This is a genomic window from Salinibacter sp. (assembly GCF_042218895.1).
Lineage (GTDB): Bacteria > Bacteroidota > Rhodothermia > Rhodothermales > Salinibacteraceae > Salinibacter.
The window spans coordinates 1-15,076 of the sequence record NZ_JBDGQQ010000016.1 but is presented as its reverse complement, the minus strand read 5'-3'; the positions used below and the strand labels follow the sequence as shown (position 1 = coordinate 15,076).

General features: G+C 64.2%; 14 protein-coding genes and 1 tRNA gene. 9 read left to right on the top strand and 6 right to left on the bottom strand.

Going from position 1 to position 15,076, the window contains the following annotated elements; all coding sequences use genetic code 11:
* The first annotated feature begins 151 nt into the window (after positions 1 to 151).
* The 4 genes from ABEL04_RS01850 to ABEL04_RS01835 all read left to right on the top strand — a co-directional run bounded on the left by ABEL04_RS01850 (position 152) and on the right by ABEL04_RS01835 (position 2,944).
* Positions 152 to 703, top strand: coding sequence for a DinB family protein (locus tag ABEL04_RS01850; protein WP_375800671.1), 552 nt, complete (start codon positions 152 to 154; stop codon positions 701 to 703).
* Between the two features lie 83 nt (positions 704 to 786).
* Entirely contained in the window at positions 787 to 1,830 is a 1,044-nt protein-coding gene (gene holA / locus ABEL04_RS01845; protein WP_375800670.1) for a DNA polymerase III subunit delta, read from the top strand.
* 325 nt (positions 1,831 to 2,155) lie between these two features.
* A complete protein-coding gene (locus ABEL04_RS01840) occupies positions 2,156 to 2,788 on the top strand; it encodes an anti-sigma factor family protein (RefSeq protein WP_375800669.1) in 633 nt (210 codons plus the stop codon).
* Positions 2,789 to 2,870: 82 nt separating this feature from the next.
* A tRNA-Val gene (locus ABEL04_RS01835) sits at positions 2,871 to 2,944 on the top strand.
* A 322-nt stretch (positions 2,945 to 3,266) separates the two neighbouring features.
* Here the strand turns inward: ABEL04_RS01835 and murJ are convergent.
* The 6 genes from murJ to ABEL04_RS01805 all read right to left on the bottom strand — a co-directional run bounded on the left by murJ (position 3,267) and on the right by ABEL04_RS01805 (position 9,168).
* The gene (gene murJ / locus ABEL04_RS01830) at positions 3,267 to 4,988 is read right to left on the bottom strand and encodes a murein biosynthesis integral membrane protein MurJ (RefSeq protein WP_375800668.1); all 1,722 of its coding nucleotides are present in this window, start codon (positions 4,986 to 4,988) and stop codon (positions 3,267 to 3,269) included.
* Positions 4,989 to 5,056: 68 nt separating this feature from the next.
* Positions 5,057 to 5,533: a metal-dependent hydrolase gene (locus ABEL04_RS01825; protein WP_375800672.1), complete on the bottom strand. Its 477-nt coding sequence runs from the start codon at positions 5,531 to 5,533 to the stop codon at positions 5,057 to 5,059.
* Between the two features lie 98 nt (positions 5,534 to 5,631).
* Complete coding sequence (gene aroQ, locus ABEL04_RS01820; RefSeq protein ID WP_375800667.1) at positions 5,632 to 6,057, bottom strand: type II 3-dehydroquinate dehydratase; 426 nt, start codon at positions 6,055 to 6,057, stop codon at positions 5,632 to 5,634.
* A gap of 56 nt (positions 6,058 to 6,113) precedes the next feature.
* Positions 6,114 to 7,004: an MBL fold metallo-hydrolase gene (locus ABEL04_RS01815; RefSeq protein WP_375800666.1), complete on the bottom strand. Its 891-nt coding sequence runs from the start codon at positions 7,002 to 7,004 to the stop codon at positions 6,114 to 6,116.
* Entirely contained in the window at positions 6,991 to 7,293 is a 303-nt protein-coding gene (locus tag ABEL04_RS01810) for a hypothetical protein (RefSeq protein WP_375800665.1), read from the bottom strand. Before ABEL04_RS01810 ends, ABEL04_RS01815 begins: the two co-directional genes overlap by 14 nt.
* An 81-nt stretch (positions 7,294 to 7,374) precedes the next feature.
* Positions 7,375 to 9,168 carry an Rne/Rng family ribonuclease gene (locus ABEL04_RS01805; protein WP_375800664.1) on the bottom strand — a complete coding sequence of 598 codons (1,794 nt, stop codon included), beginning with the start codon at positions 9,166 to 9,168 and terminating at the stop codon, positions 7,375 to 7,377.
* A gap of 740 nt (positions 9,169 to 9,908) precedes the next feature.
* Here ABEL04_RS01805 and ABEL04_RS01800 point away from each other — a divergent pair.
* The 5 genes from ABEL04_RS01800 (at position 9,909) to ABEL04_RS01780 (ending at position 14,894) form a co-directional block, all read left to right on the top strand.
* A complete protein-coding gene (locus tag ABEL04_RS01800; RefSeq protein ID WP_375800663.1) occupies positions 9,909 to 11,075 on the top strand; it encodes a citrate synthase in 1,167 nt (388 codons plus the stop codon).
* Positions 11,076 to 11,236: 161 nt separating this feature from the next.
* Positions 11,237 to 11,701 (top strand): succinate dehydrogenase, cytochrome b556 subunit, encoded by a 465-nt coding sequence (gene sdhC / locus ABEL04_RS01795; protein ID WP_375800662.1) that lies wholly within the window; start codon positions 11,237 to 11,239, stop codon positions 11,699 to 11,701.
* 54 nt (positions 11,702 to 11,755) lie between these two features.
* Complete coding sequence (locus ABEL04_RS01790; RefSeq protein WP_375800661.1) at positions 11,756 to 12,214, top strand: succinate dehydrogenase hydrophobic membrane anchor subunit; 459 nt, start codon at positions 11,756 to 11,758, stop codon at positions 12,212 to 12,214.
* A 138-nt stretch (positions 12,215 to 12,352) separates the two neighbouring features.
* Positions 12,353 to 14,095 (top strand): succinate dehydrogenase flavoprotein subunit, encoded by a 1,743-nt coding sequence (gene sdhA, locus ABEL04_RS01785; protein WP_375800660.1) that lies wholly within the window; start codon positions 12,353 to 12,355, stop codon positions 14,093 to 14,095.
* Positions 14,096 to 14,162: 67 nt separating this feature from the next.
* Positions 14,163 to 14,894 carry a succinate dehydrogenase iron-sulfur subunit gene (locus ABEL04_RS01780; RefSeq protein ID WP_375800659.1) on the top strand — a complete coding sequence of 244 codons (732 nt, stop codon included), beginning with the start codon at positions 14,163 to 14,165 and terminating at the stop codon, positions 14,892 to 14,894.
* Positions 14,895 to 15,076 lie beyond the last annotated feature (182 nt).

Sequence of the window (15,076 nt, the reverse complement as noted above, 5' to 3'; positions counted from 1 at the left end):
AGGATTGGGGCGCCGACCGCCAGGGTCCCCCGGAAACCGAGCACGCTGCGACCTAGGCTTGGGAGGGAGATGTGAGAGGGCCCTCTCCCCCTACCCTCAGTGAGTGTCCCTTCCATGTTCACACGCTGGTTCACATCGGCCCGTACTCGCCATGCGCGAATCGATCGACATCAACGAGGCGCAGGCCCAAAATCCGGAGGACCTCCGCGGTGCTCTGATCGACCACCTCGCCTATCTGGTCGAGGAGATCGAGGCCCTGCAAACGGTCGTGGGGAGCGTCCCCGATCAAATCAAAAATGGACGTCCGGCTCCGGGCGCCCTTACGATGAAGGAGCTCTACGGCGCCATCGCCACGCTCGACGAGGAGGTACGTCCGGGCCGCATCGAACGAGTAACGGAGGAGGATGAGCCCACACTGTCGCCCGTTGACATTGACGCCGAGGTCCGCGAGGCCGGATGGAACGAACGGGAGTTGACGACCATCCTCGACCGCGTAGAAGCGGCCCGGCACCAGCTCGTCGACCGGCTGAACGCGCTCTCGCCTGAGGCCTGGCACCGCGCCGCTACGCTTGAGGACGAGCACTACACGCTGTTCGAACTCGTCCACCGCATGACCCAGGAGGATCTTCAACGGCTCCGCGACCTGGGCTATCGCCTGCACGGCGCCCACCTCTCCGACCGCGACGAACCCCTCCCAACCTAAGCAATTGCGAATTTCGAATTGCGAATGGCGAGTGCTGGGACGACGCGTTTACTCATTCGACAGTCGAAACTCGCACTTCGAAAATGGCCAAAGACACGGGCCCGTCGTACGACGACCTCGCCACGGCCTTTCGGCACCAGAACTTCGACCCCCTCTACTTTTTCTTCGGGGAGGAAACGTTCCTCATCGACGAGCTGCAGGACTTGCTCATCGAGCAGGCCCTCGACCCGAGCCAACACGACTTCAACCTCGACGTGGTGTACGGGTCGGAGAGCGAAGCGTCGGAGGTGGTCGGGTTGTGCCAGGGCTTCCCGGCGGGGGCCGAGCGCCGCGTCGTGATCGTGCGGGAGTTCGAGAAGCTTGAGAACAACCGCCAGTTCAAGGATTACGCCGCGCAGCCCAACCCGCGGGCCATCGTGCTGCTCGCCTGCACCGAGAAGCCGAACCTGAGCGCTCATCCGTACCGTGCGCTGAAGGAGCAGGCCACGTGGTCCGAGTTCCGGTCCCTCTACGACAACGAGATGCCGGACTGGATTCAGGACTACGTGCAGGGGCAGGGCTACGAGATTGAGCCGAAGGCCATCCAGATGCTTGCCGATTACGTAGGCACCGACCTCCAGCGAGCCGCCAGCGAGATCGACAAGCTCATGACGTTCACCGGCGATCGCACCCGCCTCACGGCCGACGACGTGCTGGCGGCCAGCGGCCAAACCCGCGAGTTCAACGTCTTCGAGCTGCAAAGTGCCATCGGAGAAGGCCGCCATGCCGACGCCGCCCGCATTGCCGAACGCATTCTGCAGCAGGCCTCCAATCCGCGCAGCGAGGCCATCATGATGGTGGCCGTGCTCAACGGCTACTTCGACAAGCTGTGGAAGCTGCAGAAGCCCGGCAAGCTCCGCGAAAACAAGTACGACCTGGCCGGATACATTGGCGTCAACCCGTACTTCGTGGAAGAGTACAAGCACGCCGCGCAGCGCTACGACCGGGCTGCGATCGCCGATGCCTACTCGGCCCTCGTCGCAGCGGACTACGAGCTGAAGGGCGGTGCGGCCCGGAATGCCTCCCTCGTGATGACCCTCCTCGTTCGTCGCCTACTGCCGCCTGAGGCTCGTCCCGCCGTGGCGTAGCCAACAGGGGTTGCTCCCTCCTGCTCCGGCATTCGAAACGGATGCCCCTCGAGGCCGTCCCGGGGGTCCCAGCTGTGAGCGCCTGGTTCCGGGTCCCGCACCGGTGAGCGGGTCCTAGCGCGGAAGGGCAATTCAGAGAAACATGCGATGTGCACTCAACATACGTGAAGGTGACAATTCATCCCGGATGCGTCCGGGACACCAGCCGGTACAGCACAGGGTGGGTCGCGCCCTCTCGGTGCCTCGCGACCGGGGCGTGTTGGGATGCAGCTCGGCTGGAATGCCGTCCACGAGGTAAGATGTAGACCCGGCTGATCGTTGTGCCATGCGGACCCCTCAGCCTCCCTTCGACGGGGAAGACGAGCCCTGCGACGGAGCCCCCGATTACGAGTGGCTCGACGAGTGGCTGTGCGAGTATGTGGACGGCACGATGGACCCCTCCCTCGAGATTGTCTTCGAGAAGTACGTAGAGGCCAACCCGGAGCTGAAGGCCCACGTGGAGCGCCTTCGCCAGACGCGAGAGCTGCTGAAAAACTGCGGCCCGCCGGAAGGCCCCTCTACCGACACGCAGGGCCAAGTCTGCAGCGAGGTCGAGGAAGATTTTCTTCAGTCGTCGGCTCCTCTGTCTACCCTCGCAAGCAAACGCCCCCTGACTGCGATGGGGGTTGCTTCCTCGGTCGCCGTGGCCCTCGTCGTCGGCTTCCTGGCAGGGGCGATCTTCAGGAGCCCGCCTCCGCTGTCGCCCACCTCGGGGACGTCGTCCGCCTCTCCTGCAGAGCAGAGCGTCCCGGCGACCATTCCGGATACACCGCCCCCCCTGAGGTCGTCTCCTACCTTCCGGCTCGAAGAGGCGTCGGCACCTCCGCGAAGGCTCCCTCTCCACCAGTCCATCGAGCCGGTCTCCGAGTCGGATACCTCCGGCGAGGCCTCGCCCCTTACGACTGCCGGGACGCGCTGAGGCCCGCGCGATTCGGACCGCGCTGATGACATCGCCGAACACGGTCCCCCGTCGCCCGTTGAGGTGCACGCACTTAGAACCTGGGCTCTTAGCTCAGCGGTTTAGAGCGCTCGCCTCACACGCGAGAGGTCCCTGGTTCAAATCCAGGAGGGCCCACCCTCTGTGAGCCCCTGGCTACCGGGGGCTTACGCATTTGTGGGCGCACCGACCCGAAATCTGGTTTCAGCTCCTGTGCCCCCTAATTCTTGCTCTCCCCCCGAGGAGGCCGGGAAGCGCAAAATTCGCCGCATTGATCGTTGAGAGCGATTGCGGAACCGTTCCTTCGGTTGAGAGACACTGGTCCTTGACTCGGATGCAGAGTCCAGCCCGGACACGCCCCCCAGGTCTGAATTCGTCGGGAGACGGGGCGTCGTGAACGTAGAGCCGGGCCGCGACCCGCGGCTCGCTGGACCTGAGCCTGCCCCGGGACGGGCCTCGATCACTCCTCAGCGTCCGACGTGAGGAATCGCCGCGTCCACACCTCGATCTCGTCGAAGCCGAGCAGGGCCGCCGCGCCGAGGTAGACGGCCGCGTAGGTGCCCACCACGAGCGGCGCCACGAAGAGGACGTGCCACGCTGGCAAGAGCTTCCACACCCCAGCCGCAGGGACGAGAGCGGGGAGGGCCACTCCCCCCATGCGTCCCACGGCAGCCCACGGCACTCGGGCGTCCGGCATCGGTCCGCGGAGGGCGCGACGCAACGCCCCCACCTCCACCCACGCCCCTACCGCGGCCCCCCCGCTCAGCCCAAGAGCACCGAGAAAGAGGGGCTCCCCCGGCAGGGCACCCACGACGGCCTCTACCGGAATCGCATCGAGCCAGAACATGGTCGGCACGGCCACGACCGTCGAGACCGTCACGCGAAGGCCTGCGATCCAGGCCGGGGTTTTCGTGTCGCCAATTGCGTAGAAGGCGTTCTGGAGGAGTCGCGACATCGTGGTCGCCAGGATGCCGAGGCTGTATCCGCCGAGCACGATTGTGACGAGCCAGGTGCTTCCTGCCTGAAACTGACCGGTCCGGAAGAGGGCCCCCACCAGCAGCACCCCGAAGGCAAGGTAGCCCACCACCGTTGGGACCGTGAGGAAGGCGATCTGCCGCAGCGAGCGGCGCAGGCGCGCCGAGAAGGCCGCCACCCGCTCCTCCGTCAGGCGAGACAACTCGGGGAGTTCCGAGGCCGCCACCGACATGCCGAAGAGACTTACGGGCAGCATGTAGAGGAGCTGAGCGTAGCGCAGTGCGCTGAGGGCCCCCACCGTCAGCAGCGAGGCGAGAAAGAGGTCGAGGTACGCCGACAGCTGCGCCACGCCTCGTCCCGCCACGACGGGCCCGAAGGCGTTGATCGCTTCCTGCACCCCCTCCACACGGGTTGACAGCGAAAACTCGAACTCGCGCAGGTGACGGAGCACGAACGGCAACTGAATGCCAAACTGGAGCAGGCCGCCGCCGAGAGCCCCGACACACGTGATTAGGAGGAGGCGGGTGAGGGTGCCGCCTGACAGGGTCGACGGGGCCCAGGGCGTCCCCGCCAGGGCATACCCCGCGCCGACGAGGGTGGCAATGATGGCCCCGTTCCACAGGACCGGCGCGACGTAGGGGACAAAGAACTGTCGGTGGCTATTGAGTACGCCGAGTGCCCAGGCCGATAGCACGAGCACGCCGGCCATTGGAAAGATGATGCGCACGGCTCGCACTGCCAGGTCGAACCGGTTGAGCGGGGGCTCGCCGCTTGTCGCTTGCGCTGCGTCCCCGAAGCCGGGGGCCAGCACCGTCACGATGGCGTCCGCAAACACGACGCCGAGCAGGGCGAATCCGCCCGCCACGGCCAGCAGCAGCCCGAAGATTGCCCCCGCAAAGCGCCCGGCCTCTTCGTGGCGCCCCTCCTCGACCATGCGGCTATAGATGGGAATGAACGCCGCCGAAATCGTGCCCTCGCCCAGCAGGTTTTGCAGCAGGTTGGGCGACCTGAAGGCAAACTGCAACACGTCGGCGTGGGCCCCTACCCCGAAGAAGTAGGCCACGGCCCGCTCTCGGAGCAGGCCAAAAACCCGACTGGTGAAAATTCCGGCCGCTACGGATCCGGCGGCGCTGTCCCCTGCTTCCTCCGTGCCAGTCTCCTCACGCGGTCCCGACGAGGGAGGAGTAGCGTCCGAGGCATCATCCATGACCAGAGCCAATTCGCTGAAGAGCCCAGTGGCGGGGCCTGTCTATCCGGCGGCGGTCCGCTCGTTCGTCACGCGATGCGGTCCACGACGAGGTGGCTTAGGTACCCGACCACGGCGGCCCCGTAGAACGGAAGCCCCACGAGCGGATGCCCCGGCATGTGCAGGTATGGAAGCACGAGCAGCGGCGACGGCACGAGCAGCATCGCCCACCAGGTGTGCGTCCATCCACGGTGCCGGCTCAGGACCAGCAGCACCGCTACGAGCCCCAGGTAGGCCGCGGCCTGAAACTGCTCCGTCACGATGAGGAAAAGGTCCGCGGCAAAGAAAATCGAGTAGAAGACCTCCTGTCCCTTCGAGTCCGTGTCCACGTCCGGCCAGAGGCCGAAGAGCAGGGCGAGCGTGAGCAAGGCCAGGGGATAGCCGGCACGCTCCAGCACTGTAAACTGTTGGTAGGCCGCGTCGATGGTGAACAGATAGACGAGGAAGGCAAGGTAGGCTCCGCCGAAGAGCGTGGCGCTGGCGATGTGACCTTTGTAGCCCGCAATCGGATCAGTAACGAATGTCGAAGTTCGAATGTCGAAGGTCAAGAGGCGCGAGGCGAGGGGAGCATTTGAGGTGTTAACATCGCCCCTTCCCACGACCCTCAATCCTCACGCATCACGAAGAACCGCACCGCTAACCGATACCCTGCCGCCCCGAACCCGCTCATCTGTCCCACGCAGGCCGGGGCGATGCGCGAGGTGCGCCGGAAGTCCTCGCGGGCGTGAACGTTTGACAGATGCACCTCCACGACCGGCGGATCGATGGCGGCCACAGCGTCGCGCAGGGCCACGGACGTGTGCGTGTAACCGCCTGGATTAAAGACCACCCCGTCCACCGCGTCCTCGTGGGCCTCGTGCAGGCAATCGATCAGTGTTCCTTCACTATTGGCCTGCTCGAAGCGGAACGTCGCGTCCGGAAAGGCGTCCCTCAGGTCGGCCTCGATGTCGGCAAGCGTCGTGGTGCCGTAGGTGTCCGGCTCGCGGGTGCCGAGAAGGTTGAGGTTGGGGCCGTTGAGGACAAGGAGCATTTCGGGACATGAGTTGGGCGTGAGAACGGAGTCCTCGCAGGACAGATCCGCCCCGTCTACGCGGGTGCTGCGCTGGGGACCTCGAACGTCAGTCCGTCGTAGGCCAGGTCGATGCCGTCAGGCAGGGAAGCATTGGCTTCTGCGTGGTGCACGTTGTGGGTCATGTGGACGAAGTAGGTCTGCCGCGCGCCGACGCGACGGGCCACCGCCACCGCCTCGTCGAACGAGAAGTGCGTGGGGTGCGGCTCGGGCCGCAGGGCGTCGAGGACGAGTACGTCGACGTTTTCCAGCAGCGAGAAACTCGCCTCCGGAAGGGCACTCGCGTCGGTCAGGTAGGCGAAGCGGCCGAGGCGATACCCGTACACCGGCATCTCGCCGTGACGCAGCAGCACCGGATCCACCGGCACTGGGGGGCTGTCGTCATAGCGGTTGGGGACGCGAAAGGGCCCGTCGACGACGTTCATCTCCACGTTTGCCGCGCCGGGATATGGATTGGCCCCGAAGAGATACTCGTAGCGGGCCCGGAGCACCTCGGCCGTGTCGGCGTGGGCGTAGCACGGGATGGCCCGGCTGTTGTCGAAAAAGAAGGGCCGCAGGTCGTCGATGCCGACGACGTGGTCGAAGTGGTGGTGGGTGTAGCAGACCGCGTCGATGCGGTCGATGTCCTCTCGCAGGGCCTGCCGCCGAAAGTCCGGCCCCGTGTCGATGAGGAGCCCCATCGGGCCCACGCGGATGTAGCAGGCGCAGCGGGTCCGTGTGTCCCGATCGTCGTTGGAGGAGCACACTGCACACCCGCACCCAATGACGGGCACCCCGGTGGAGGTGCCCGTGCCAAGGAGTGTCACGGAGAGGGGCGGGGTAGAGGCGTGACGGTCGTACACCGACGGCTTTCCGTCCGGCTCCTCGCCATCCGATGCCGGCTCCCGCCCAGGCTCAGTCATCGACATGAGGTGCCTCCCCCGACGCAGCGTCGCCCTGCTCAGGACCCGATCCGGCCTCTTCGAGCGCCCGACGCACCGCCGGTTTCAGATAGATGGTGTCGAGAGGGGCGTCCCGAAGGGCTTCGGCCAGCACGATAAGTTGCGTCTCTGGGAGATCGTGCTCGTTGAGCATGATGATCTCCTCCCCGTCCACGACGCAGCGTCCCCCCCGGAAGTTGCCCGCCTCAGACCGGACCTCAATGCCGAGCCGGTGGGCCACGTCTTCCAGCTCTTCGATGACAGCGGTCGTGTCCATGCAGGTGGTCTGTCTCTCTCCGAATAGCGTCGAGTCGCGTCTACCCAGCGCGCTGGGGCGGTTGTTCCTGCCTGTCCGGGCTCACGGCGACGCCGGGAGTAGAGATTCAGAACTGGGGTCGGCCACCTGAAAGGTGTGGGGGGGAACGTCTTCGTCGTCCTCCAGGTGCACCCGCACCAGGTGCTCCATGAACCAGCGCGTCGGATAGGTGGGCACGGGACGTCGTAGGAAGGCGGCCACGAAGGGATGGACCCGCAGCGTGACTGCCCGGTGCTGCGGGCCGTGTTCGGCGACCCACTGCTCGATCTCTTCCACGAGCGCGTCCGGATCGGTTGCCGCCTGGACCGCGGCCGGCTGCTCTGCCGGGGTCGTCGGGGCAGACGCCTCCTCGGCCTCTGCCTGTTGCTGGGTGCGGGCCTGCTCAAGCTCCCCTTCGAGCGTTCGGATTCGCTCACGGAGAGCCTCAACGTCCCCGTTCGACGTCTCTTCCTTTTCCTTGAGGCGCTCGACCTCTCGCTCGCGCTCCTCGACTTCCTGCTCCAGTCGCTGGATCTTGCGCTTGGCGTCGCGCTGCTCGCGCGCCTCGTCCTCGCCATCCTCCTCACTGGGAGCGCCGTTGGCGGAGGAGTACGTCGTCGTGATGCTGGGCCGCAGTCGCTGACGCGTGATCTCGACAAGCCCAAAGTCGCTCATCGGGAGCACCTTCGTGACCGCACGGTCCTCTTCGAAGCCCTGTTCGAGCTCGTCGTAGACCTTCTGCTTGTCGTCATCGTCGTACAGGTCGATGAAGTCGACCACGATAATGCCCCCAAGGTCGCGGAGACGAATTTGCCGCGCGATGACCCGAGCGGCCTCCAGATTCACGTTCAGTGAGTTCTCCGCCTGGGACATGCCTTCGCCGGAGCGGCCCGAGTTCACGTCGATGACGTGCATGGCCTCGGTCTGTTCGATAAAGAGATACCCGCCGGAGGGCAGCTCCACGCGGTCTTTGAACGCCCGATCGGCACCGCGCTGAATGCCCGCTGCCTCGAAGACTGGCTCCTGGCCGTCGTAGAGTTCCACCCGATCCACCAGGTCCGGGGCCACGGCACGGACGTAGCTCTGGATGCTGTGGTAGAGGTCTTCGTGGTCGACCAGAATGCGCTCGTACTCGTCCGAAAACTCGTCGCGGACGATGGAGGAGGCCATGTCCACGTCCTCGTGCACGAGTGCAGGCGGCTTGGGCTTCTTCTTGAGGCGCTTCTCGACCCGGCGCCAGCGCTCCATCAGGAGCTTCAGGTCCTTGTCCAGCGACTTCGCGTCACGGTCTTCGGCGACGGTGCGCACGATCACGCCCACGCCGTCCGGGATGAGACTGTTGGCTAGTGCCTCAAGGCGGCGGCGCTCCTGCTCGTCGGTGATTTTGCGTGAGACGGCCACGTAGTTTTGCAGGGGCACCAGCACCAGGAACCGTCCGGCCAGGGAGATGTCCGTCGAGATGCGGCTGCCCTTGTTCGCGATGGGCTCCTTGGTGACCTGGACGAGGATCGCCTGGCCCCGGTTCAGAAGATCAGACGGGCGCTTGTCCCAGTCCTTCCGGCCTTCGGGCACGTCGACGGACTCCACCGTCGGCTCCTGCAGGCCGAGGAATTTTAGGAGGTAGGGCAGGTTGTCGGAGAGATCCGAGAAGTGGAGAAAGGCATCCTGCTCCTGGCCGATGTCGACGAACGCAGCCTGGATGCTGGGCATCACCTTGCGGATCCGCCCGAGGTACAGATTGCCAATCGTGCGTTCGTTGTCGGCGTCCTCGATGTAGAGTTCGGCGAGCTCGCCATCCTCAACGATGGCAATGCGTGTCTGCTGCTCACCGACGTTGAAAATAATTTTTTTAGACATACGTGGGGAGGAGACGTGCCTGCCCCAGCGCTGGCCAGTGCGTGCGGACCCAACGAGAGATTTGTGGCATCAGTCGAAGCGGTACATCAACAGAGGGACCAAACGGAACTGTTAACGAGGCGGCGAACCGGCCACAGTTGGGGGCCGCTATGCGGCACACCGACGCGCCTCGTACCGGCACTGGATGCTCAGGCACGGATAACTCGTGAGCGATCATTTCGAACAAGGGCGGCTGCCGTCCGCACGGGCCAAGCACAGGTGTTGGGGGCCCGACACGAGAGACGCACCGCGCGTCTGCCGTACAGAGCGATCGGTGTATCCGTTGTCGCGCCGCGTTCATCCCGTGGGATCGGCAGCACCAAGTGCACGCGAGGATCGTCCAGCGTGCGCTAAGTGCATGTAAAGGTATCGCTCTCCTCCCGGAGTGATCCGGGGTCGGTTCTCCGCTCTTTCTCCTGCGGGGCCCCCCCTTAAATCAAAATTCGTGCGTTCGACCACATCTTTTTTGTATACTGCAATTCTGAAAGAGCTTGTGTTGAAGAGAAACTTGCGGCAATGTAAGCTTTTTGGCCCACGTCCGGAAACGACGCCACAGCGCCTGAAACGGTGGCGCCCCCGCACAAACCCAAGTCTGTGGCGCGCCCAACTCCCTGCTCGTTCGTGCTCTGCGCTGCGGCGACATCGGCCGTCCCTGCGGCCGCCCCTAGCACATTCTCGCACCTACATACACCTCTTCAGATATGGCCACCCAAGACACTGTAGCGGAGTTGACGACCGACGATGCCCCTGTCAAAGCACCAGGCCTCGAAGGCGTGATCGCAGTCGAATCGGAACTTTCCTTCATCGACGGTCAGAAGGGAGAGCTCATTTATCGTGGCTACGACATCCACGATCTGGCCGAGCACACGACGTTCGAGGAGGTGGTTTACCTCTTGCGGCACGGCTCGCTTCCGTCCCAGGCGGAGCTCGACGAGTTTCGGGCGCACCTGCAGAGCGAGCGGGCCCTGCCGTCGCCGGTGATGGACGTCCTCCGGAACGTGCCGGACGACGCTCATCCGATGGCGGTCCTGCGCACGGCCGTTTCCACGCTGGGGCTCTACGACGAGGAGGCCGACATGACGGAGGAGGCCGCCAACCACCGGAAGGCCGATCGCATCCTGGCCCAAATCCCAACGATTATCGCCGCCTTCGATCGGCTCCGCAAAGGGCTCGATCCGGTTTCGCCGCTCGACCACGGCTCGATGGCGCACAACTTCCTCTACATGCTCAACGACGAGGCGCCGGGGGAGGCCGCCGAGGAAATCTTTGACGTCTGCCTTGTGCTCCACGCCGACCACGGCCTGAACGCCTCCACGTTCACCAGCCGCGTTATTGGCTCGACCCTCTCGGACATGTACTCGGCGGTGTCGGGCGCCATTGGTGCCCTCAAGGGGGCCCTGCACGGCGGTGCCAACCAGGAAGTCATGCGCATGCTACTCGATATCGACGAGACGGGGGCCGACCCTGCCGGGTACGTGAAGGAGCGCCTGGCCGAGGGCGAGCGCATCATGGGGTTTGGTCACCGCGTGTACGACACCATGGACCCTCGCGCCGCCATCCTGCGTGGCATGGTGAAGGAACTGAGCGAGGAGGCCGGCGAGATGAAGTGGTACGAATACACGTCGGCCATCCTCGAAACGATGAAGGAGGAGACGGGCATCGACCCGAATGTCGACTTCTTCAGTGGCTCGACTTACTACCAGTTGGGGCTCGCCCCCGACCTCTTTACGACCATCTTCGCGCTGAGCCGCACGGCCGGATGGACTGCCCACCTTCTCGAGCAATGGGCCGACAACCGTCTCATTCGCCCGCGGGCCCAGTACACAGGGCAGCACAACCGCACCGTGACGCCGATCGAGGAACGCTAACTACTGTTCGGTTCCCGAAACGAATTGGTATCCCCCGAAACCTCTAACCTCTTCCCTCATTCCGAGCGTCCCGCCGAAGATTCTGCTGGTGCAGGATTTGTTCTGCGCGGGCCCGCCGTACCGCTCAACCTGCTGCTTGCATCATAACGCTTCTCCGCTCCATGGCAGTTGACACCCAAGAACGTTCCGCGACCCCCGCCTCCACGGAAGACGCGATCACCGAGCAGGAGAGCCGCTTTCAGAGGTATCGCATCCGCACCGGGATGTTTGCCTGGATGATGCATCGCCTCACCGGGGTTGGACTGGTCGTGTACCTGATCATCCACATTTGGGGCCTGAAGTCGCTGAGCGATCCCGAAACGTTCAATGCGCTCATCGCCAAGTACCACAGCCCTATCTTCAAGGTGGGCGAGTTTCTCTTGCTGGTCGCGGTGGCGTACCACGCCATGAACGGCCTGCGGATCGTGCTCATCGACTTTCTGGGCTGGAGTCCGAACCAGAAGAAGTTGTTCTGGACGCTCGGCGCGGTGACAGCAGTCATCATTCTCGTGGGCGGCTGGCCCTCCATTTATGCTCTCGGCGAATGGCTCCTGGGTCCCGGCTCGATGCCCACGCTCTTCCTCTAGCGTGTCCCTGACTGCCCCTGATCCGCGCCCGCTCCTCACAGGTTTGCATCCGCCATGTCTGCCTCCCAGACCAACGCGCTGAACTGGTTTCTTCATCGAATTACCGGCACCTTCCTGATCTTCATGCTGATTACCCACTTCTGGGTGCAGCACTACGACCATCAGGCCGCATCGGTGACCCACGAGGTCGTCACTGAGAAGGGTGAAATGCCGGACTATCCGAAGGAGGCCAAGGAGGGCGTGAGAGCCCGCATGGGCCCCGATGCTGAGGTAACCCCGTATCAGGTTGTCATGCAGCGGCTGGCCGATCCGGTCTATGCGGTCCTCTGGAAGAGCTTCAACATCCTCTTCCTCGTCGTCGCCCTTCACCACGGCTTCTACGGCCTCAACAACGTTTTGACCGACTACATCCGGAACCCGATGGGACGGTTGATAGCGCGCTCGCTGTCATGGACCGTCGCCCTCGCCTTGCTCATCATCGGCCTCTACTCGGTGATCACGGCCGGATGGTGACGGAGAATTAGCGCGCAGTGCGTGCTGGAGCCATTGACACTCAGTGGACTCTCCACGCAATACGCAGCACGAAATACGCAACACGCGCTCTGAGCACAGCGAAGAAGTAGTTTCAGACTGAAATACGCAACACGCACCATGACTTTCGAGCACGATGTCGTTGTTGTTGGGGCGGGCGGATCCGGCCTGATGGCTGCACTCTACGCTCGGGAAGGGGGCGCCGACGTAGGGGTCGTTTCGAAGCTGCACCCGCTCCGCTCGCATACGGGAGCGGCACAGGGCGGCATCGCCGCGGCCCTGGGCAACGAAGAGGAAGACCATTGGCTCTGGCACGCCTTCGACACGGTGAAGGGCAGCGACTACGTGGGCGACCAGGACGCCATCGAGGCGCTCTGCAAGGACGCGCCCCGCACCATCGTGGAGCTGGAGCACTACGGCGTGCCCTTCAGTCGCAACGAGGCGGGGAAGATCTCGCAGCGGCGCTTCGGCGGCCACACCCGCAACTTCGGCGAGGCCCCGGTCAAGCGCTCCTGCCACGCGGCGGACCGCACGGGCCATACGATCCTGCACACGCTCTACGACCAGTGCACGAAGCAGGGCGTTCGGTTCTACGACGAGTTTCAGGTCCTCGACCTCATCATGACCGAGGACGACGAGTGCGCCGGCGTGGTGGCCTACGAGATGCTGACCGGCGAAGTCCACACGTTCCACGCTAAACAGGTCTGCTTCGCCACGGGCGGCTACGGCCGCGCCTTCGAGACCACCTCGAACGCCCACGCGGGCACCGGTGACGGGATGGGCATTATGCTGCGCAACGGCATCCCGCTGGAGGACATGGAGTTTGTGCAGTTCCACCCCACCGGCCTCTACCGCCTCGGCATCCTCATCACCGAGGGTGCCCGCGGGGAGGGCGGCATTCTGCGCAACAGCGAGGGCGAGCGCTTCATGGAGCGCTACGCGCCGACGGTGAAGGACCTCGCCCCACGCGACCTGGTGAGCCAGTGTATCTACAAGGAGATCCGCGAGGGGCGTGGGGTTCAAGGCAAAAACTACGTGCACCTCGACCTTACGCACCTCGAGCCCTCGATCCTCGACAACAAACTGCCGGAGGTCACCGAGTTCTCGCGCACGTACATGGGCGTGGATCCGAAGGAGGAGCCCATTCCGGTGGTGCCCACCTGCCACTACGCGATGGGCGGCATTCCGGCCAACGAGGACGGGCACGTGGAGGTGGGCGAACGGGGCAACTTCGTGCCGGGCCTCTACGCGGTCGGGGAGTGCGCCTGCGTGAGCATTCACGGTGCCAACCGCCTCGGCACCAATGCCCTGCTGGAGCTCGTGGTGATGGGCCGGCGCACTGGCATCGAGATGGCCAAGCAGGTGCGTCAGGGCAAGGACTACGCGCCGCTGCCCGACGAGCCGGAGAAGGACACCCGCGACATGCTCGACAACCTGCTCTCGAACACGCGCGATGAAGGGGAGCCGATTGTCAACGTGCGCACCGAGCTGCAGGAGACGATGATGGAAAACGTTTCCGTCTTCCGCAACGACGATACCCTCTCAACCGCCCTCAACGACATCGAGCAGCTCCGGGAACGGGCAAAAAATGTTGTCGTGGAAGACAAGGGCAAGCGCTTCAACACTGACCTGATGGACGCCGTCGAAGCTGGATTCATGGTCGACTACGCCGAGGCCATCGCGGCGGGGGCCCGACACCGCACGGAGAGCCGCGGAGCACATTCTCGGGAAGACTACGAGGAGCGAAACGATGAGGATTGGCTCAAGCACACGCTCTTCCACAGCGACTGCGCGGGCAACTTCGAGTTCGACGACAAGGAGGTTGTCATCACCCGGTTCGAGCCCAAGGAGCGTAGCTACTAAGAACGGGACAGAGAGCTGCGGTCCCCTCACTGCTTTTGCCTCCATCCGCAAAGAGGTCTATTGATTCATGGCTGAGATGCAACTCATTCTTGAGGTTAAACGGTATAACCCCGACGAGGACGAGGAGCCGCATTGGGAGTCGTACGAAGTCCCGGCCGATCCGCTCGACAGCGCCCTCTCGCTCCTGTTGCACGTGAAGTGGCACATCGATGGCACCCTGTCGCTGCGCAAGAGCTGCGCGCACGGCATTTGCGGGTCCGACGCGATGCAGATCAACGGTGAGAATAAGCTTGCCTGCTCCGTGCTCGTGCAGGATCTGGTGGACGGCGACGGAGACACGATCACGTTTGCCCCGCTCCCCTCGGCTCCGGTAATCAAGGACCTGATCATTGATCAGAGCCGGTTCTTCGAGAAGTACCGTGAGGTTAAGCCGTGGCTCATCACTGACGGGCCCGAACCTGAGCGCGAGTACGAACAGAGCCCGGAGGAGCACGCGATGATCGAAGACGCCACGAAGTGCATCATGTGCGGGGCCTGTACGCACGCCTGCCCCTCTACCTGGGCCGACCCCGACTACCTCGGGCCCGCCGCCATGCTGAAGGCCTACCGCTACACGTTCGACAGCCGCGACGACGGGGCCGAGGAGCGCCTGGACGTGGTCGACTCACCGGACGGCCTCTGGAAGTGCTACACCATCTTCAACTGCAACGAGGCGTGCCCGAAGGACATCGACATCACGCGCTGGCTCTCGGCCCTGAAGCGGAAGGCGGCCACGTCGCAGGCCTCCACGAACGCCTGAGTGTCGCCCTCTCTTTCGAACACCTGGCAGGACGCCCCGGCGGACGCATTGCCGGACCCCTCGGATGTGGCGTCGTAGCACTGTGTGTGATGCGTGAGGAGTGATGCGTGATCATTGATGCGTGAGTGCAATGATTGGCAGTGACGCCTTCCTCACGTCTCACGCATCACGTGTCACGCATC